Origin of the sequence: Streptomyces cyaneochromogenes, assembly GCF_003963535.1 — a bacterium.
Taxonomy (GTDB): domain Bacteria; phylum Actinomycetota; class Actinomycetes; order Streptomycetales; family Streptomycetaceae; genus Streptomyces; species Streptomyces shaanxiensis.
The window spans coordinates 9,245,550-9,265,649 of the sequence record NZ_CP034539.1; the positions used below are offsets into that span (position 1 = coordinate 9,245,550).

General features: G+C 72.7%; 8 protein-coding genes. All 8 read left to right on the forward strand.

Translation table 11 applies throughout. From position 1 onward, the window contains the following. The first annotated feature begins 76 nt into the window (after positions 1–76). Genes EJ357_RS41770 through EJ357_RS41805 form a run of 8 tightly spaced genes read left to right on the forward strand, consistent with a single transcriptional unit; the run spans position 77 to position 20,079 of the window. Entirely contained in the window at positions 77–1,390 is a 1,314-nt protein-coding gene (locus tag EJ357_RS41770; RefSeq protein ID WP_175647718.1) for a salicylate synthase, read from the forward strand. An 8-nt stretch (positions 1,391–1,398) separates the two neighbouring features. Next, a complete protein-coding gene (gene entS, locus EJ357_RS41775; RefSeq protein WP_228472770.1) occupies positions 1,399–2,706 on the forward strand; it encodes an enterobactin transporter EntS in 1,308 nt (435 codons plus the stop codon). 40 nt (positions 2,707–2,746) lie between these two features. Continuing rightward, a complete protein-coding gene (locus tag EJ357_RS41780) occupies positions 2,747–3,595 on the forward strand; it encodes an alpha/beta fold hydrolase (RefSeq protein WP_126397187.1) in 849 nt (282 codons plus the stop codon). A 29-nt stretch (positions 3,596–3,624) separates the two neighbouring features. Continuing rightward, on the forward strand, positions 3,625–4,080 hold the full coding sequence (gene panD, locus EJ357_RS41785) for an aspartate 1-decarboxylase (protein WP_407698447.1): 456 nt from the start codon (positions 3,625–3,627) through the stop codon (positions 4,078–4,080). 3 nt (positions 4,081–4,083) lie between these two features. Then, positions 4,084–4,302 carry an MbtH family protein gene (locus EJ357_RS41790; protein ID WP_126397188.1) on the forward strand — a complete coding sequence of 73 codons (219 nt, stop codon included), beginning with the start codon at positions 4,084–4,086 and terminating at the stop codon, positions 4,300–4,302. Further along, entirely contained in the window at positions 4,302–7,562 is a 3,261-nt protein-coding gene (locus tag EJ357_RS41795; protein ID WP_126397189.1) for a non-ribosomal peptide synthetase, read from the forward strand. The genes EJ357_RS41790 and EJ357_RS41795 overlap by 1 nt, the downstream gene beginning before the upstream one ends. Then, positions 7,559–12,193: a non-ribosomal peptide synthetase gene (locus tag EJ357_RS41800; RefSeq protein WP_228472771.1), complete on the forward strand. Its 4,635-nt coding sequence runs from the start codon at positions 7,559–7,561 to the stop codon at positions 12,191–12,193. Before EJ357_RS41795 ends, EJ357_RS41800 begins: the two co-directional genes overlap by 4 nt. Beyond that, on the forward strand, positions 12,190–20,079 hold the full coding sequence (locus EJ357_RS41805) for a non-ribosomal peptide synthetase (protein WP_126397191.1): 7,890 nt from the start codon (positions 12,190–12,192) through the stop codon (positions 20,077–20,079). Before EJ357_RS41800 ends, EJ357_RS41805 begins: the two co-directional genes overlap by 4 nt. Positions 20,080–20,100 lie beyond the last annotated feature (21 nt).

A 20,100-nucleotide genomic window follows, 5' to 3' on the forward strand; every position in this document is an offset into this window, starting at 1 on the left:
TGGACGGCGCCGCGCTGTGGGGGCTAGGGTCTTAGTGAATTAGGTTAGGTTAACCTAAGTCCAGGGAGGTAGGTCCTTGCTGCGTTATCGGAGCGCGGAGACGGAACTGCCGGGAGACTCCGTCCAGTTGGCGGCAGGGCTGGCGGAGTCGGGCTTGTTCGACCAGTACGTGATCTACGAACAGAACGGCGACGTCTGGTTCGCCGGAGGAGTGCTCGGCGAGATCCTGGTCGGCCGCTCCGAGATCCGCCGCCGATGGCTCAGCGAGGAGACCACGACCGCGCTCGGGCCGCATCCACTGCGCCAGGTCCACGAGGAACTGGGCCGGATGGCCGTGGCGGGCTGGAACGCCTACGGCTGGATGGCCTTCGAGTTCTCCCATCTGCACGCCGGCCGCCCCGACCGGGCGGGCGAGGACGATCTGCTCCATCTGCTGGTCCCCCACAGCGAAGTGAGACTCGCTCAGAGGGGCGTTCTGATACGCAGCGCCGACCAGGAGACGCTGGACGCGCTGACCGGGTTACTCGGCCGCGCCGACGCGCACGCACCTGCCGTACCCCGCCCCATCGACGTGTCGGACGCCGAGGGCCGCTACCCGGACATGGTGGCCCAGGCCATCGAGGAGATACGGACGTCCGACCTGCAGAAGGTCATCCTGTCCCGGTCCGTCGACGTGCCCTTCCCGGTCGACTTCGTCGCCACCTACGTCCACGGCCGCTCGCACAACACCCCCGCCCGCTCCTTCCTGTTGGACCTCGGCGGGCGCCGGGTCGCCGGATTCAGCCCCGAGACCGTCGCCGAGGTAAGCGCCGACGGCGAGGTCGTCACCCAGCCGCTCGCGGGCACCCGTGCCAGAGGCTTCGGCGACCAGGAGGACGAGCGGCTGCGCGCCGAACTCCTCGCCGATCCCAAGGAGATCTCCGAACACGTGCTGTCGGTCAAACTCGCCGAGGAGGAGATGGCCACCGTCTGCCGCCCGGGCACCGTCTCGGTGCGCGACCTGCTCAGCGTCCGCAGGCGCGGCAGCGTGCAGCACCTCGGGTCCAGCGTCCACGGCCTGCTGGCCGACTCCGCCACCGCCTGGGACGCCCTGCGCGCGGTGTTCCCGGCGGTGACCGCCTCCGGCATCCCCAAGACCCCGGCGTACGACTGCATCGCGCGGCTCGAGAAAGAGCCGCGCGGCATCTACAGCGGGGCCGTGCTGCGGGCCGGCAGCGACGGATCGCTCGACGCGGCCCTGGTGCTGCGCAGCCTCTTCGAGGAGGGCGGCCGCACCTGGCTGCGGGCCGGCGCCGGCATCCTCGCCGGGTCGACCCCGGCCCGGGAGCTGGAGGAGACCTGCGAGAAGCTGCGCAGCGTCGCTCCCTACGTCGTCCCCGCGCAGGGTTAGGGGCGGGCGTGCGACTGGGAGAAGTGGTCGTCGACGTAGCGCCGTTGCGCTCCAGCAGAGACTTCAGGCTGATGTTCGCCACCCAGGCGATCTCCATGGTGGGCACCCACCTCACCTCGGTGGCGGCCAGCCTGCAGATCTACCACCTCACCGGCTCGTCGGTCCAAGTCGGTCTGATGAGCCTGGTGCTGGGCCTGTCGCTGCTGGTCGGTCTGGTCACGGGCGGGCTGCTCGCCGACCGGGTCGACCGGCGCAAGGTCATGCTCGTCACCCGGGCCGTGACCGCGGTGGTGATCGCGGGGCTCGCGGTGAACGCGGCGCTGCCCGACCCGCAGGTGTGGTTCGTCTTCGTGGCGGCCGTGCTGGCGGGCTTCACCGCCGGGTTGGGCGGTCCGGCCCTGATGGCCGCGACTCCGGCCCTGGTGGCGCCCGGGCAGCTGGCCGCGGCGGGCGCGCTGACCACGCTCACCGCCCAACTGGGCGGCATGGTCGGGCCGTCGCTCGCGGGCGTGATCGCGGCAGGCCCAGGTGTCGCCTGGTGTTTCGCGATCGACGCGGCCATATACGTAGTGGGACTCGCCCTGCTTGCCCCGCTGCCGAAGCTCGCCCCCGAGGGGAACGCCGAGGCGCAGCACCCGCTGAAGGCGATGGGGGAGGGGCTGCGCTTCCTGCGCGGCAACCAGGTCGTGGCCGGACTGCTGCTGATCGACGTGTGCGCGGTGGTCTTCGCGATGCCCTACGCCCTCTTCCCCGAACTCGGCACCGAGCACTTCGGCGGCGGCCCGTCCACCGTCGGGCTGCTCTACACCGCCCCGGCGGTCGGCTCCTTCTTCGGCGCGCTGACCAGCGGCTGGACCGGCCGGGTGCATCACACCGGGCGGGCGCTGATCGGCGCGGTCGCGGTGTGGGGCGTGGCGATGACCTGCTTCGGCCTCAGCCCCGATCTGTGGTTCGCGCTGGTCTTCCTGGCCCTGGCCGGCCTCGGCGACACCGCCTCGGAGATCCTGCGCCGGGCCCTGCTCCAGCACTACACGCCGGACCGGCTGCAGGGCCGGGTCGGCAGCCTGTGGCTTGCCCAGGCCACCGCGGGGCCCTCCGTCGGCAATGTCGAGGCGGGCCTGGTGGCCAGGGCGCTCGGGTCGTCCAGCGGGGCCGTGGTGGTCGGAGGGCTGGTCTGTCTGGTGGGCGTGGGTGCGGTGGCCCTGGCGATGCCGGGGCTGCGGAAGGCCACGCTCAGCCGGCCTCCCGACGGCGACGGCGACGGCGGCGGTGGCGACCGGGCGGCACCCGCCGAGACGTCTCCGGCAGCCGACTGACCAGCTGACGACACGGCCTCGGACGACAGGGCGGTGAACCATGCCGAGCGCGCGGATCAACGGAATCCGGCTCCACTACGAGGACTCCGGCGAGGGTGAGCCGGTGGTCCTGGTGATGGGCCAGGCCGCCGGAGGCCGGGCCTGGCACCTCCATCAGGTGCCGGCCCTGGTCGACGCCGGATACCGGGCCGTCACCTTCCACAACCGGGGCGTTCCCCCGACCGACGAGTGCCCGGACGGCTTCACCGTCGACGACCTCGTGGCCGACACGGCGGGGCTGGCCGAGCACCTGGGTCTCGCGCCGTGCCGGTTCGTCGGCGTCTCCCTGGGCGCGTACGTCGTCCAGGAGCTGATGCTCGCCCGGCCGCAACTCGTCCGGCAGGGTGTGCTGATGGCCACCCGTGGCCGTACCGACGTCCTGCGCGCCGCGATGACGAACGCCGAACGCGCCCTGTACGACAGCGGGTTGGACCTGCCGGTCGCCTACACCGCCTGGGTCCGCGCCCTGCAGAACCTCTCACCGGCCACCCTGGACGACGACCGGCGGGTCCAGGACTGGCTGGAGCTCTTCGAGTTCTCACCCCAGCCCCAAGGGCCCGGCGTACGGGCCCAGTTGGACCTCGACGTCCCGGAGGGACGGCTGGACGCCTACCGGGATGTCGACGTGCCCTGCCTGGTCGTCGGCTTCGCGGACGACGTCATCCTCCCGCCGCACCTGGGGCGGGAGGTCGCCGACGCCATCCCCGGCGCCGTCTACCAGGAGATCAAGGGCTGCGGACACTACGGCTACCTGGAGCGCCCGGACGAAGTGAACCGGGTGCTCATGGAGTTCTTCGGCGACGGTCCTGCCGCACGTCCTTCCGCACCCGGCGATGTTGAATTAGGTTAGCCTCACCTAAGTAGTCTCCTCAGGGGGTCATGGTGCACCGCACCTTGCTGAACGGCAAGATCCACCGAGCCACCGTCACCCAGGCAGATCTGCACTACGTCGGATCGCTGACGATCGATCAGGACCTCATGGAGGCCGCCGACATCGTCGAGGGCGAAGCGGTCCAGATCGTCGACATCGACAACGGCGCCCGACTCGCCACCTACGCCATCACCGGCGAACGCGGCAGCGGCGTCATCGGGATCAACGGCGCCGCCGCCCATCTCGTCCACCCCGGACACCTGGTGATCATCATGTCCTTCGCCGCGCTCGACGAGTCCGAGCGCGCCGCCCATCGGCCCCGGGTCGTCCACGTCGACAAGGCCAACCGGATCGTCGCGCTCGGCGCCGACCCCGCCGAGCCCGTGCCCGACGCGGCCGACCAGGTGTCCGGCACCTTCACCTACCACGCGCCGGTCCAGGCCGCCGAGCAGGAGAGGAACTGAGCCATGGCCAACCCCTTCGACGACGCGAACGGTGTCTTCCACGTCCTGGTCAACGACGAGGGCCAGTACTCCCTGTGGCCGGACTTCGTCCCCGTACCCGACGGCTGGTCCTCGGTGCACGGCCCCGACGGCCGGGAGACCTGCCTGGAGTACATCGAGCGGAACTGGACGGACATGCGCCCGCGCAGCCTGGCCGAGGCCATGCGCAGGGCCGAGGGCTGATGGCCGGCCGCCCTGCCGTGGAGGACGTCCTCCCCCTCTCGCCCATGCAGGAGGGGATGGTCTTCCACGCGCTGTACGACGAACAGGGCCACGACGTCTACACCGGCCAGATGACCCTCCGCCTCGAAGGGCCGCTGGACGGGGAACGGATGAGCGCGGCCGTCGGCAAGCTGCTGGCCCGGCACGCCAACCTGCGGGCCGCGTTCCGCACGCAGCGCTCAGGGCGATCGGTCCAGGTGATCAGGAGCGAGGTCAAGACCCCGTGGCAGGTCACCGACCTGTCCTTACTGCCGCCCGACGAACGTGAACCGGCCCTGGAACGGCTCCTGGCGGAGGACCGCGCCGAGCGGTTCGACCTGACCCGGCCGCCGCTGCTGCGGTGCAGGCTGGTCACCTTCGACGAGCTGAACCACCGCCTGGTGATCTCCTCGCACCACCTGCTCTGGGACGGCTGGTCCGCCCCGGTCCTGGTCCGGGAGCTCTTCCAGCTGTACGCCTCGGACGGCGGCCCCGACACCCTGCCGCGGGTGCGGCCCTACCGTGACTACCTGGCCTGGCTGGCCCGGCAGGACCGCACGGCCGCGGAACAGTCATGGCAGGCCGCGTTGGCCGGACTTGACGAACCGTCACTGATCGCCGCTGATGCCCGGGACCTGCCCGCCGAGGAGCCCGAGCGGCTGGTACGGGAACTCTCCGAGCAGGACACGGAGGCCCTCACGGCCGCCGCCCGGACCCACGGTCTCACCGTCAGCACCGTGCTCCAGGGGCTGTGGGCCGTCCTGCTCGGCAGACTGACCGGCCGCACCGACGTCGTCCTCGGCGCCACCGTCTCCGGACGCGACGCCGACGTACCCGGCATCGAGTCGATGGTCGGCCTCTTCATCAACACCCTGCCGGTACGCGCGCGGCTGCGTCCCGAGGAACCGCTCGCGGACCTGCTCGTCCGGCTCCAGTCCGAGCAGTCCGCACTGCTCGACCACCGGCACCTCGGCCTCGCCGACATCCAGCGCGCCGCCGGGCACACGGTCCTGTTCGACACCCTGCTGGTCTTCGAGAGCTATCCCATCGACGACGCCGGCATCGCCCGCGCCCTCGGCCCCGACGGCCTGCGCATGACGGGCGTCTCGGTCCACGACGCCACCCACTACCCCCTGAACCTCACCGCCTTGCCCGGCGCACGGCTGACACTGACCCTCAGCCACCGGCCGACGGTGCTGGACCACGCGGCGGTGACCCGCGTGGCGGCCCAGCTCGACAAACTCCTACGGGACTTCATCGCACGCCCGGCAACCCCCGTCGCGCAGCTCGGCCTGCCCCCGGCGGAGGGCGAACCGCCCGCCCTGAACGAGAGCCCTCTCCCGCACCCCACCGTCCGCGCCCTGTTCGAGGACCAGGCCTCCCGCACCCCCGACGCCCCCGCCGTCCTCCATGGCGAGACCACCCTGACCTTCGCCGAACTCGACGCCCGGGCCGATCGGTTGGCGGCGGCACTGGCCGAACGGGGCGCCGGGCCGGAGTCCGTCGTCGCCGTGGCCCTGCCCCGTACCCCCGACCTGGTCACCGCGCTCCTCGCGGTGCTGAAGGCCGGAGCGGCCTGCATGCCGATCGACCCCGGCTACCCGCCCGACCGCATCGCCCTGATGCTCGACGACGCCGAGCCCCGGCTCGTGATCTGCGACGCCCCGACCGCCCAACAGCTCGGCATCAAACGGGAGCTGACCTGCCCTCCGGACGCGGAGGCCGCCGCCGTACGACAGCGACCGCCGTTGTCGCCCGAGCACCCCGCGTACATCATCTTCACCTCGGGCTCCACCGGCCGCCCCAAGGGCGTGATCGGCACCCAGCAGGCCCTGGCCAACCGCCTCGCCTGGGGCCGGGAGCTGGGCGCCGACCCGGCCGGGGTCCGTGTCTCCAAGAGCCCGCTGAGCTTCATCGACGGCCTCACCGAACTGCTCGGCGCCCTGGTCGCGGGCGAGGCGGTGGCGCTGGCCGATGACGAGGCGACCGGCGACCCCACCGCGCTCGCCGCACTGGCCGACCGCCACCGGGCCACCCTCCTCACCGCCGTCCCCAGCCTCTTCGCCACCTTCGTCGAATCGGCCCCGCCGGACGCCTTCTCCTCTGTCCGGACGTGGATCTCCAGCGGCGAGCCCCTCTCCGGCGAGCTGGCCGAGGCGATCACCCGACGCTGGCCGCAGGCACGACTGGTCAACCTCTACGGCTGCTCCGAGGCGGCCGGCGACAGCCTCGTCCACCTCCACGACGGCGGCGAGGGCCCGGTCCCGCTCGGACAACCGATCGCGAACACACGCGTCCACGTCCTCGACCCGTTTCTGCGTCCGTCTCCCCTCGGCGCGGTCGGCGAGCTGTACGTGGCGGGCACCGGCCTGGCCCGCGGCTACCTCGGCCAACCGGGCCGCACCGCCGAACGCTTCGTCGCCGACCCCTTCGGCCCACCCGGCAGCCGCCTCTACCGCACCGGCGACCTCGCCAGGCTTCGCGCCGACGGCACGGTGGAGTTCCTCGGCAGGGCCGACGACCAGGTCAAGATCAGGGGCTTCCGCGTCGAGCCGGGCGAGATCGAGGCGGCGGCGCGTGCGTTGCCGGGGGTCGGACGGGCCGCGGTCGTGGTGCGGGAGGACGGGGCGGCCCCGCGGCGGTTGGTGGCGTATGTGGTACCGAAGGCGCAGGGGGCGCAAGAGGTGCACGGTGAGCCAGAGGTGCACGGTGCGCCGGGGACACAGGCGACGCGGGGTGCGTCGCCCTCGCCCGCCCTCGACCCCGCCACCCTGCGCCGAGCCCTCGCCGAACGCCTGCCCGCCCACCTCGTACCGTCGGCCGTCGTCGTCCTCGACGCCCTGCCGCTCACCCCCAGCGGCAAGCTGGACCGCCGGGCTCTGCCCGCCCCCGACTTCACCGGCGCCAGCCCCTTCGAGCCGCCCCGCACCGAACCGGAGAAGGTGCTGTGCGGCCTGTTCGCGGAGGTGCTCGGTCTCGAACGGGTCGGCGTCCACGACGACTTCTTCGAGCACGGCGGCGACAGCATCGTCTCGGTCCGGCTCGCCGACCGGGCCCGCAGAGCCGGACTCGCCCTGTCCCCGCGTGATGTGTTCACCCACCGCACCCCGGCCGGGCTCGCCCGGGCCCTGCCCCACGAAACCGGCCCCGCGCCCGAGGAGTTCACGCCAACCGGCGCCCCGCTGGTGTCACTCAGCCAGTCGCAGCTCGACAACGTCAAGGCGAGGTGGAGGACTCGATGAGCAAGGCACCCGGGGACGACGGTTCCCTGGTCGAGGACGTTCTGCCGCTCTCCCCGCTGCAGCAGGGCCTGCTGTTCCACGCCCTGTTCGACGAGGGCGCGCAGGACGTGTACACCATGCAGTCCCTGGTGGAGATCGAGGGCCCGCTGCGCCCCGCCCTGCTGCGCACCGCCGCCGAGGAACTCTTCGCCCGGCACGCCAACCTGCGCGGCGCCTTCCTGCACGAGGAACTGGACGAACCGGTGCAGGTCGTCCTCAAGCAGGTGCCCGTGAACTGGGTCGAGGCGGACGTCACGGGGGAGGGGGACGTCACGGGGGAGGGGGACGTCACGGGGGAGGCGGAGGTGGCCCGGCTGATCGCCGAGGACGCGACCGCGCGCTTCGACCTCACCGACCCGCCCCTGCTGCGCCTGACGCTCGTACGCCGCGCCGCCGACCGCTGGCTGCTGGTCATCACCAACCACCACCTCCTCTTGGACGGTTGGTCCATCCCCCTTCTCGTCCGCGAACTCCTCCAGCTGTACGCGGCCCAGCTCGCTCCCGGTTCCACGGCCCCCCTGCCCGCCGTACGGCCGTACCGCGACTTTCTCGCCTGGCTCGCCTCCCGCGACCGCGAGGCCTCCGCCGAGGCCTGGCGCGAGGCGCTGGCTGGGGCGTCGCCCACTGTGCTGGCTCCTGCGGCTGCCGGACTGGTCCCGGTGCCGCCGGAGCTGCACACCCTGCGGCTGACCGAGGAACTGACGGGCCGGGTGCAGGAGTTCGCCCGCAGCCGGGGCGTCACCGTGAACACGGTCGTACAGGGGCTGTGGGCCCTGCTGCTGGCGCGGCTGACGGGCCGCGACGACGTGGTCTTCGGGGCGACCGTGGCCGGCCGGCCCGCCGACCTGGCCGGTGCGGAGTCGATGATCGGCCTGTTCATCAACACGGTCCCGGTCCGGGTGACCGTACCGCCCGGCGAGCGCGCGGGCGCCTTCCTGCGCCGACTGCAGGACGAGCAGGCCAGGCTGATGGACCATCAGCACCTCGGCCTCACCGAGATCCAGCGCACCGCCGGTGCGGGCGACCTCTTCGACACTCTCCTCGTCTTCGAGAACTACCCGATCGACGAGTCGGCGGTCGCCGAGGCCGAGGCGAACGCCGGGCTGCACATCGTCGAGGTCAAGGGCTCGGGTGCCACCCACTACCCGCTGACCCTGGCGGTGCTGGCCGAGCAACAGCTCAGCGTCGTCTTCGAGTTCCGCCCGGACTGCTACGACCGTCCGGGCGTGCAGCAGCTGGCAGACCGCTTCGAGCGCCTTCTGCACGCAGTCCTGACCGCCCCGGATGTCCCTCTGGCCGCGCTGGACGTCCTCGCGCCTGAGGAGCGCGTCGCGCTGCTGGCGGGCGGGGTGGGGGAGCGGCTGCCGGTGCCGTACCGCACGATGCCCGAGGTGTTCGAGGCACAGGCGGCTCGTACGCCGGACGCGGTGGCGGTGGTCGGGGACGGGCAAAGCCTTACATTCACGGAGTTGAACAGCGCGGCAAACCAACTCGCCCGGCTACTGGTCGAGTTGGGCGCAGGCCCGGAGCAGATTGTCGCATTCGCCCTGCCTGCGACGCCGGACACAATGATCGCGCTCCTGGCAATCCAGAAGGCGGGTGCGGCCTACTTGCCGCTGGATCCTGCGTGGCCGGAGGAGCGGATTGCCGGGATGCTGGTGGACGCGAGTCCGGTGGCGCTCATAACAACGACGACTGCGACGCCGCCAAAGGGGCGCGGGGCTGTGACATATGCGGCTCCGCCGCGTGGGCGCGACCAGCCACACACAACCCGCAGCCGCCACCCGGCATTCCCACCCGATCGCTGCCTGTTCCTCAGTGCCCCCGACACCCGTCGGCGCCTCGCGCACACCCCCGCCTCCAACCTCACCGACACCGACCGCTCAACCCCCCTCCTCCCCGAACACCCCGCCTACGTCATCTACACCTCGGGCTCCACGGGCCGCCCCAAGGCCGCAGTCATCCCGCAGCGATCCATCGTCAACCTCTACGCCGCCCACAACGCCGCCCTGCACACCCCGGCGTTGCGGAAAACCGGCGGCGGCCCACTCCGGGTGGGCCACGCCTGGCCCATCGCCTTCGACGCCTCCTGGCAGCCCATGCTGTGGATGTTCGCCGGACACGAACTGCACATGGTCCCGGAGGACGTCCGCCGCGACCCCGGTGCCCTGCGCGACTTCCTCGCCCACAACGGCATCGAGTTCATCGAACTGTCCCCTTCCCTGCTCGGCGAACTGGTCGCCCAGGGCGGAGACTGGCAGGCCGACCTGAAGGTGCTCGGCGTCGGCGGCGAGGCCGTGCCGCCCGACCTGTGGCGCACCCTGCGGGAGACGGACGGCCTCGCCGCGCACAACCTCTACGGCCCCACCGAATGCACCGTCGACTCCGCGGACTGCGACCTCGCGCACAGCGAGCGGCCCGCGATCGGCCGCCCCGTGGCGGGCGGCACCCTGTACATCCTGGACGGTCACCTCAATCCCGTCCCCGTCGGCGTCGAGGGCGAGCTGTACGTGGCGGGCGCCGGCCTGGCCCGCGGCTACCTCGGCCAACCGGGCCCGACAGCGGCCCGCTTCGTCGCCGACCCCTTCTGCGGCGACCCCGGTGCCCGCATGTACCGCACCGGCGACATCGCCCGCTGGACCGAGGACGGCCTGGTGGAGTGCCTGGGCCGGGTCGACGACCAGGTCAAGATCAGGGGCTACCGGATCGAACCCGGCGAGATCGAGGCGGTCCTGCTGGAGCAGGAGCCGGTCGAGCGGGCGGCGGTCGTCGTCCGCGAGGACACCCCGGGCGTACGGCGCCTCGTCGCGTACGTCATCCTGTCCGCCCCGCCGACCGAGGAGACCCCGGAGCTGCTGCGCCGGGCCCTGGCCGCCGTACTGCCCGACTACATGGTGCCGTCGGCGTTCGTCCCGGTGGACGGCTTCCCGCTCACGCTCAACGGCAAGCTGGACACCGCGGCCCTTCCGGCGCCGTCCCGGTCCGCCGGGCCGGCCGCGCAGCCGCCCCGGAACCCGGTCGAGGAGCGGCTCGCGACGCTGTTCGCCGAGGTGCTCGGGCTGGACGCGGTAGGAGTGCACGACAGTTTCTTCGTGCTGGGCGGCGACAGCATCGTGTCGATGCGGCTGGTCAGCCAGGCGCGGGCGGCCGGGCTGGCGATCTCGCCGCGTGATGTGTTCGAGCGGCCCACGATCGCTGAACTCGCCGAACGGGTGGAGGAGGGACAGCGCGCGGGCGGCGCCGAACGCCGCGTCGCCGACCCGGACGCGGGAACCGGCGACATCCCGCTCACTCCGATCCTGACGTGGCTCACCCAGCAGGGCGGCCCGTTCCGGTCCCTCAGCCAGGCGCGTTTCCTGCGGACTCCGCCCGCCATGGACCTCGACGGGCTGCACCGCACCGTCCAGGCCGTACTGGACCGGCACGACCTGCTGCGCTCCGTCTTCGCCCAGGCTGGGGACGGGTCCTGGCGTTTCGAGGCCGCGCCCGCGGGTTCGGCCCGCGCCGCCGACTGCGTACGGCGCATCGACGCCGAGCGGCTGGACCACACGGCGATCGGCACGCTCGTGCCGGAGGCGTTCGACGAGCTGGTGGCCGAGCTGGACCCGGCGTCCGGCGCGATGGCGCGGTTCCTGTGGTTCGACGCCGGCAGCGGTCGCGAGGGGCGGCTTCTGGTCGTGCTGCACCACCTGGTGACCGACGCGGCGTCCTGGGGCGTGCTGGTCGCCGACCTGGCCGCCGCCTGGGAGGGCGGGGAGCTGTCACCGCGCGGCACGTCCTTCCGTGAGTGGGCGCAGGCGCTGCAGGGCCTCGCGCGGGAGCGCTCCGCCGAACTCGCCCTCTGGAAGGGGATGTTGGACCGCCCCGCGGCACCCCTGGGCGTCGGACCACTGGACCCGGCTCTGGACACCAGGGCGACGATCCGCAGGCACTGGACCACCTTGGGCCCGGACATCACCGCACCGCTGACCACCGCTTCCGTCCAGGAGGTGCTGCTGACCGCGCTGGCACTCGCCGTGCCGTCCTGGCGAAGCGCCCCCGACCCTTCCGTCCTCATCGCCCTGGAGGGCCACGGCCGCGAGGAGCACCTCCTCCCCGGCGCCGACCTCTCCAGCACCCTCGGCTGGTTCACCAGCGTCTTCCCGGTCCGGCTGGATCCCGGCGCCCCGCCCGCCGCGGACCGGGTACGCCGGATCCGCGACCAACTGGCCGCCCTGCCCGACAAGGGGATCGGCTACGGCCTGCTCCGCCACCTCAACCCGGAGACCGCGGAGCAGCTCTCCCCATTCCCGGATCCGCAGATCCAGTTCAACTACCTGGGCCGGATGGGGGTCGGTGAGCACGGCGAGGCCGCCGTGTTCACGAGCGCACCCGAGACCGGGGCCATGGGCAGCGGAGCCGACCCCGACATGCCCGCCCCGTACGCCCTCGTCGTCGACGCCGTGATCACCGGGACGGACCTCTCGGTGTGCTGGCAGTGGCCGGAACGGCTCTTCACGGAGGCCGAGATCCAACGGCTGGCCGCGCTGTGGACCACCTCCCTCGAACTGCTGCTGACGGGCGAACCGCTCCCGAAAGGCGGAGACCAGTGACGCAGACCCCCACCGCCGACCTCGCCGCACGCAAGCGCGAACTGCTGCGCCGCAGGCTGGAGAGCGCCGGCCTGGCCGACGCCGCGGCCCGCTCCGAACGCATTCCGCCCCGGCCCGCGGACACGCCCAGGCTGCCGCTGTCGTACGCCCAGTCCCGGATGTGGCTGCTCCAGCAGCTCGACCCGGCCAGCCCCGCCTACAACGTCTGCCTCGCCATCCGCCTGCGCGGCCCGCTCGACCCGGCGGGCCTGCGCACGGCCCTGCAAGGTCTGATCGACCGGCACGAGATACTGCGCACCCGCTACCCGGCCGCCGAGGACGGCACTGCCGAGCAGATCGTCGACGCCGAGGCGGAGGTCGAGTTCGGCACGACCGACCTGCGCGGGCTGCCGGAGGAGGAGCGGGACCGCCGGACGGCGGAACTGGCCCGGACCGCCTCGGCGACGCCCTTCGACCTCGCCGCCGACCACCCCATGCGCACCCTGCTGATCCAACGCGCGGAGCACGACCACACCCTCGTCCTGACGGTCCATCACATCGCCTGGGACGGCGGAACGTTCAACGCCCTCTCCCGCGACCTGAGCGCCCTCTACCGGGCGGCGACCGAGGGACCGTCCGCCGGGCTCGAGGAACTCCCCCTCCAGTACGGCGATTTCGCGCACTGGCAGCGCACCACCTGGACCGACGAGCGGCTGGCCGAACACCTCGACCACTGGCGCTCCACCCTGGTCCCCGCACCCCGCCCCCTCGCCCTGCCCACCGACGCCCCGCGCACCGCCCGCCCCACCGCGCACGGCGACCGTCGCTTCCACACCTTCGCCCCCGACATCACCGACCGGCTCACCTCCTTCGCGCGGGGCGCGGGCGCGACGCCCTTCATGGTGCTCTTCGCGGGCCTGGCGGCCCTGCTGCACCGCACCACCGGTGCCACGGACATCCCGATCGGCTCGGCCGTGATGAACCGCGACCTCCCCGGCCTCGAAAAGCTGATCGGCAACTTCGGCAACACCCTCGCCCTGCGCGCCGACCTCGACGGCGACCCCGGCTTCGCCGAACTCGTCGAGCGCGTCAAGCAGGTCTGCACGGACGGATACGCCCACCAGGACATGCCCTTCGACAAACTGGTGGAGCGACTGAAGCCGGAACGGCAGCCGGGCCGCGCCGTCTACTTCGATGTCATGCTGCTCTTCCTCACCCAGGGACTTGAAGGACCGCAGCTCCCGGGCGTGAGCGCCGCATGGGAGACCGTCCACAACGACACCACCCAGTTCGACCTCTCCCTGGAGGCCTTCCTCACCGGCGGCCGCCTGCGGATCGAGGCCACCTACCGCAGCGGCCTCTTCACCCCGGAAACCGTCGACCGGCTCCTCCAGCACCTGGAGACACTCCTCGCCGCAGCCCTCGCAGACCCCGAACTCGCCACCTCCCGGCTGCCGTTGATGACCGAGGCCGAGGAACGCCGGATCCTGGAGGACTTCAACGCCACCGACCACCCCGTCCCCGCCACGCACCTCACCGGCCTCCTCGCCCAGCAGGCCGCACGCACCCCCGCCGCGCCCGCCCTCATCGCCGACGACGGCTCGCCCGCCCTCGACTACGCCGGCCTCCACGCCCGCGCCAACCGCCTCGCCCGGCTGCTGATCTCGCACGGCGTGGGTCCCGAGCACCTGGTGGGCGTGGCGCTGGACCGCGGAACCGACCTGGTGGTGGCGCTGCTCGCGGTGCTCAAGGCAGGTGCCGCCTACGTTCCGCTGGACACCGGTTACCCGGCCGAGCGGCTGGCGTTCATGGTGGAGGACGCCGCGCCGACGCTGGTGCTGACCGCCACCGAGACCGCGCGGGAACTGCCCCCAGGGGTACCGCTGCTCCTGCTCGACACGGAGACCACGGCCGCGCAGGCCGCGGCCTTCGCCTCCGCCGAACTCACCGACGACGACCGGCTCCAGCCCCTGCGCCCCGAGCACCCCGCCTACGTCATCCACACCTCCGGCTCCACCGGCCGCCCCAAGGGCGCCGTCGTCGCGCACGCCGGGATCGTCAACCGGCTGCTGTGGATGCAGCAGACGTACGAACTCGGCCCCGAGGACCGCGTGTTGCAGAAGACACCGGCGAGCTTCGACGTCTCGGTCTGGGAGTTCTTCTGGCCGCTGATCACCGGGGCCGTGCTCGTCCTCGCCCGACCCGGCGGCCACCGTGACCCCGGCTACCTCGCCGAGCTGATCCGCGACCGGCGGGTCACGACCGCGCACTTCGTGCCCTCGATGCTGCGCGTCTTCCTCGACGACCCCGCCGCCGGGCAGGTGCGCGGCGCCCTGCGCAGGATCGTGTGCAGCGGGGAGGCGCTGCCCTCCGAACTCGCCGAGCGCTGCGCCGCATCGCTGCCCGGAACCGAACTGCACAACCTGTACGGCCCCACAGAGGCCGCCGTCGATGTCACCGCCTGGCCGTGCTCCGAGGGGACCAGGTCCGCCGCCGGTTCCGTACCGATCGGCCGCCCGGTGTGGAACACCCGCACCCTCGTGCTGGACGCGTCCCTGCGCCCGGTGCCCCCGGGCGTCCCGGGCGAGCTCTACCTGGGCGGCACCCAACTGGCCCGCGGCTACCTCCGCCGCCCCGGCCTGACCGCCGACCGCTTCGTCGCCGACCCGTACGGTCCGCCCGGCGCCCGCCTCTACCGCACCGGCGACCTGGTGCGCTGGACCGCGCAAGGGGCGCTTGAGTTCCTCGGCCGGACCGACGACCAGGTCAAGATCCGCGGCTTCCGCGTGGAACCGGGCGAGACCCAGGCCGCCGTGGCCGCGCTGCCCGGAGTGTCCCAGGCGGCGGTGACGGTACGTCAGGACCAGCCGGGGGAACCGAGGTTGGTGGCGTACGCCGTGCCCCACCCCGGCGCCGTCCTGGAGCCGTTGCGGATCAGGCAGGACCTCAAGGCGACGCTCCCCGAGCACCTCCTGCCCGCGGCCGTCGTTGTCCTCGACGAGCTGCCCCTGACCCCGAACGGCAAACTCGACCGCGCGGCCCTGCCCGCCCCCGACCTCTCCGGCCTCACCACCGCCACGGCCCCCCGCACCGAGGCGGAGGCGGCCCTGAGCGCCCTGTTCGCCGATCTGCTCGGGCTGCCCTCCGTCGGCATCCACGACGAGTTCTTCGCCCTCGGCGGCCACTCCGTCCTGGCCACACGCCTGATCGCCCGCATCCGGGCCGAGCTCGGGGCCGTGGTCCCCCTGCGGGCGGTCTTCGACACACCGACCGTGGCCGCGCTCGCCCCGCTCCTGCAGGCACCGCCCGCCGAGCGACGCCCAGCGCTGGGGCCGGTCCGGCGACCGGACCCGGTGCCCCTCTCCTCCGCCCAGGCCAGGCTGTGGTTCCTGTACCGGCTGGAGGGGCCGAGCCCGACGTACAACATCCACACCGCCGTACGCCTCACCGGGCACCTCGACACGGACGCACTCCGAGCCGCCCTGCATGACGTCGTGGCCCGCCACGAGGCGCTGCGCACGGTCTTCCCGGACGACGACGGCACGCCCTTCCAGCGGGTCCTGGCCGACGCGCCCGTACCCTTCGAGGTCGTGCCTGCCGGGGCCGGGGAAATCGACGGGCTGCTGCGTGAGGCGGCCGCGTACGCGTTCGCCCTGGACGCCGAGATACCCGTACGCGCCACGCTGTACCGCCTCGCCCCCGACGAACACGTCCTGCTCCTCCTCGTCCACCACATCGCCACCGACGGCTGGTCGGCGGAGCCCCTGCTGCGGGACCTGGAGACGGCCTACGCGGCCAGGGCGCGAGGTGATCGCCCCGTATGGCTTCCGCTCGCCGCGCAGTACGCCGACTACACGCTGTGGCAGCGGCAGTTGCTCCAAGACGGCGAGGTGACCAAGGTCCAACTGAACTACTGGTCACGTCAGTTGGAGGGAGCGCCCGAGGAACTCCAGCTGCCCGTCGACCGGCCCCGCCCGGCCGTCGCCGGGTACCGGGCCGGCGCCGTGGACTTCTCCCTCGACGCGGAGGTCCACGCGACACTGCGGGACCTGGCCGCGGAAGCCGGCGGCACGGTCTTCATGGCACTCCAGGCCGCCCTGGCGGTCCTGCTCCGCCGCCTGGGAGCCGGGGACGACATCCCCCTCGGCACGCCCGTCGCCGGACGGGGCGACGCCGCCCTCGACGATCTCGTGGGCCTCTGCGTCAACACCCTGGTGCTGCGCACCGACGTCTCGGGCGACCCGACGTTCCGTGCGCTGCTCGCCCGGGTGCGCGAGACCGACGTGGACGCGTACGCCCACCAGGACCTGCCGTTCGAACGGCTCGTGGACGCGCTCGCTCCCACCCGCCAGATGGGCCGGCATCCGCTGTTCCAGGTGATGCTCGCCCATCAGCAAGCTCCGGACGAAGCACGGGACTTCGCGGGCCTGACGCTCAGCGAGCTGCGCGTCGACTTCCACACCGCGAAGACCGACCTCGCCTTCCACGTCTTCGAACGGGCCGACGGCGCGGGTATCACCGGCTCGCTCGTCCACAGCCTCGACCTGTACGACCGTGAATCCGCCCAGGACATGGCCGAACGGTTCGTACGGCTGGTCGGCGAGCTGGCCCGGCGGCCCGATCTGCCGGTCGCCCTGGCCGACGTCCTCACCCCGCGCGAGCGCGCCCGGATGCTGGGGGAGTGGAACGACACCGCGCACCCCGTGCCGGCCACCACCCTGACCGCACTGGTCGAGGAGCAGGCGGCCAGGACCCCTGACCTCCCCGCCGTGGAGTACGGCATCGAGGGCGGCACGCGACTGACGTACGCCGAGCTCAACGCCCGCGCCAACGCCCTCGCCCGGCAGCTCACCTCACTGGGCGTCGGGCCCGAGCGCTGCGTCGGCATCCATCTGGAGCGCTCGGTGGAGATGGTCGTGGGACTGCTCGCCGTGCTGAAGGCGGGCGGGGCGTTCGTCCCGCTGGAGCCGTCCTGGCCGGCGCGCCGGGTCGCAGAGGTGTGCCGGAGCGCGGCGCTGACGGCGGTGCTGGGCAGGCCGGGTGACGGATCGGCCCTCGGGGACGACGCGCCGCCGTTCCTGGAGGTGCGCCTGGAGGGCCCGCAGGACCCGGAGAACCCGGCCGTCCCCGTCGATCCCGAGGGCCTCGCCTACGTCATCTACACGTCCGGCTCCACCGGCGTCCCCAAGGGCGCCATGATCCGCCACCGGGCCATCGCGCACCGGCTGCTGTGGCAGCGCGGCCTGCTCGGCTTCGGCACCGACGACGCGGCCCTGTTCAAGGCGCCGCTCGGCTTCGACATCTCCATCAACGAGATCTTCCTGCCGCTGGTGAACGGCGGAAGGGTGGTGGTCGCCGAGCCGGGCGGCGAACGCGACGTCGACTATCTCCTCGACACGGTCGAACGGCACCGGGTCACCTTCACCTACCTCGTCTCCTCGATGCTCGACCTGCTGCTGGAACTGGACGGCTTCGCCCGGCGGGCCGCCTCCCTCAAGCACGTCTGGTGCGGTGGCGAGGTGCTCACCCCCGAACTGTTCGCCCGCTTCCGCGCCGCGAGCCCCGCGGTGATGTACCACGGGTACGGTCCGGCCGAGGCCACCATCGGCGTCAGCCATGTCGTCTACCGCACTGGCGCGATCCGCAGCGCCGTCTCCATCGGGCGGCCCAACGGCAACACCCGGCTCCACGTCCTCGACGACCGGCTGCAGCCGGTGCCGGTCGGGGTGCCGGGGGAGCTGTACGCCGGCGGCGTCTATCTCGGCCGCGGCTACGTCAACGACCCTCGCCGCACCGCCGACCACTGGGTGGCCGACCCGTTCGGCCCGCCCGGCGAGCGGCTCTACCGCACCGGCGACCTGGTGCGGTGGCAGCGCGACGGCACCCTGGAGTTCCTCGGCCGCGCCGACAATCAGGTGAAGATCCGCGGCATGCGGGTCGAGCTGGAGGAGATCGAGGCGATCCTCGAACAGCATCCCGGTGTGCGGCGCGGTGTCGTGGTGATCCGGGAGGACGCCCCTGGCGTCAAGCAGCTCGCCGGGTACTACCTCGCCGCCGACGTCCTCGGTGACCTGCACGACTGGCTCCGGGAACGGCTGCCCGAGCACATGGTGCCCCGCACGCTGACCGCCCTGGACGCCTTCCCGCTGCTGCCCTCCGGCAAGGTCGACCGCCGCTCCCTGCCCGCGCCCGAGACCACGTCCTCCAGCGCACCGGCACGGGAGCCGGCGGGCGAACGCGAGCGGCTGCTGTGCGAGTTGTTCGCCTCCGTCCTCGGGCTCGGGCGCGTCGGCGTCGACGACAACTTCTTCGAGCTCGGCGGCGACAGCATCGTCTCCATCCGCCTGGTGACCCTGGCCCGCAAGGCCGGTATCGCCCTGAGCCCCCGGCACGTCTTCCAGACGCCGACGCCTGCCGGTCTCGCCGTCGCCGCCGGGCCGGCCGGCACCGGCCTCGTCGACGAGCCGGTCGGCGAGGCGGAGCTGACCCCGGTCATGCGCTGGACGGCCGGCCCCGACGGTTCCTACGGCGGCCTCGCCCAGGCGGTCCTGCTCGTGACGCCCCCGGACCTCACCCACGACACCGCCGTCGAAGTACTCCAAGCGGTGCTGGACCGCCACGACGTACTCCGGGCCCGACTGACGAACCGACTGGTCGTGCCCGCCGAAGGAACGGTGCGTGCGAGCGGCCTGCTCAGTCGCGTCCGGGACGCGGCACTCGACGATCAGCTCGCCGCCGCCGTGGCCCGACTCGACCCGGCGGCAGGACGCATGCTCCAGGCCGTCTGGTTCGAAGACGCCGGGCGGCTGCTCCTGGTGGCACACCACCTGGTCGTCGACGGCGTGTCCTGGCGGATCATCACCTCCGACCTGGCAGAGGCATGGCAGTCCGGTCGGCCCGGCCGGGCCGTACCCCGTACCGGCACCTCCTTCCGAACCTGGAGCGGGCTCCTCGGCGAGGAGGCCCGCAAACCGGCGCGGGTGCGCGAACTACCCTGGTGGACCGAGGCGTTGGAGAACGGGCGTCCGCTGATCGAGCGCACACCGGACACCGGCGCCCCGTTGCGCGACCACACCCTCGTCCTCCTGGACGACATCACGGTCCCCTTGCTGACCTCCGTCCCCGCCGCCTATCACGCCGCCGCCCCCGACGTCCTGCTCACCGCCCTCGCCCTGGCCGTGGCGGCCTGGCGGGAGCGGCGCGGCGACCTGACCGGCCGTTCGCTGCTCGTCGGCCTGGAGGGCCACGGACGCGAGGAGGGCATCGCCGAGGGCGTCGATCTGTCGGCCACGGTCGGCTGGTTCACCACGTTCTACCCGGCCGGTGTCGACCCCGGCCCGCTCGACCTCGACGAGGCCCTCTCCGGTGGGCCCGCGGCGGGCACGGCGCTCAAGCGGATCAAGGAACAACTGCGCGCCGTACCGGACCACGGCCTCGGATACGGCCTCCTGCGCCACCTCAACCCGGACACCGCACCCGCCCTGGAGAAGCTTCCGCAACCGCAGGTCCTCTTCAACTACCTGGGCCGTTTCACCGCGTCCGGCGCGGCGGACGAGCCCTGGGAACTGGCTCCCGAGGCCCCCATGCTGCGGGTGCCGCCGCCGACCGCGTCCCACAGCGGCTCCGCCGCAGGCCGGCAGTCCGCCGCTTTCGGTCTGGAGATCAACGCCGTGGCCGTCGAGGAGGCGAGCGGTGTCCGGCTGCACGTCTCCGCCTCCTGGCCGGACGGGTTCCTGACCGAGTCCGAGGCACAGGACCTGCTCGGCCTGTGGGAGCGCGCCCTGCGCGGTCTCGCCCGGCACGCCGGCGACTCCCCGGCCGGCGGTCTCACCCCGTCGGACCTCCCCTTGGTCGAACTGACCCAGGAGGACATCGACGACTTCGAGAACGACTTCGACGACTTCTGAGCCACCACGGACGACTACGGA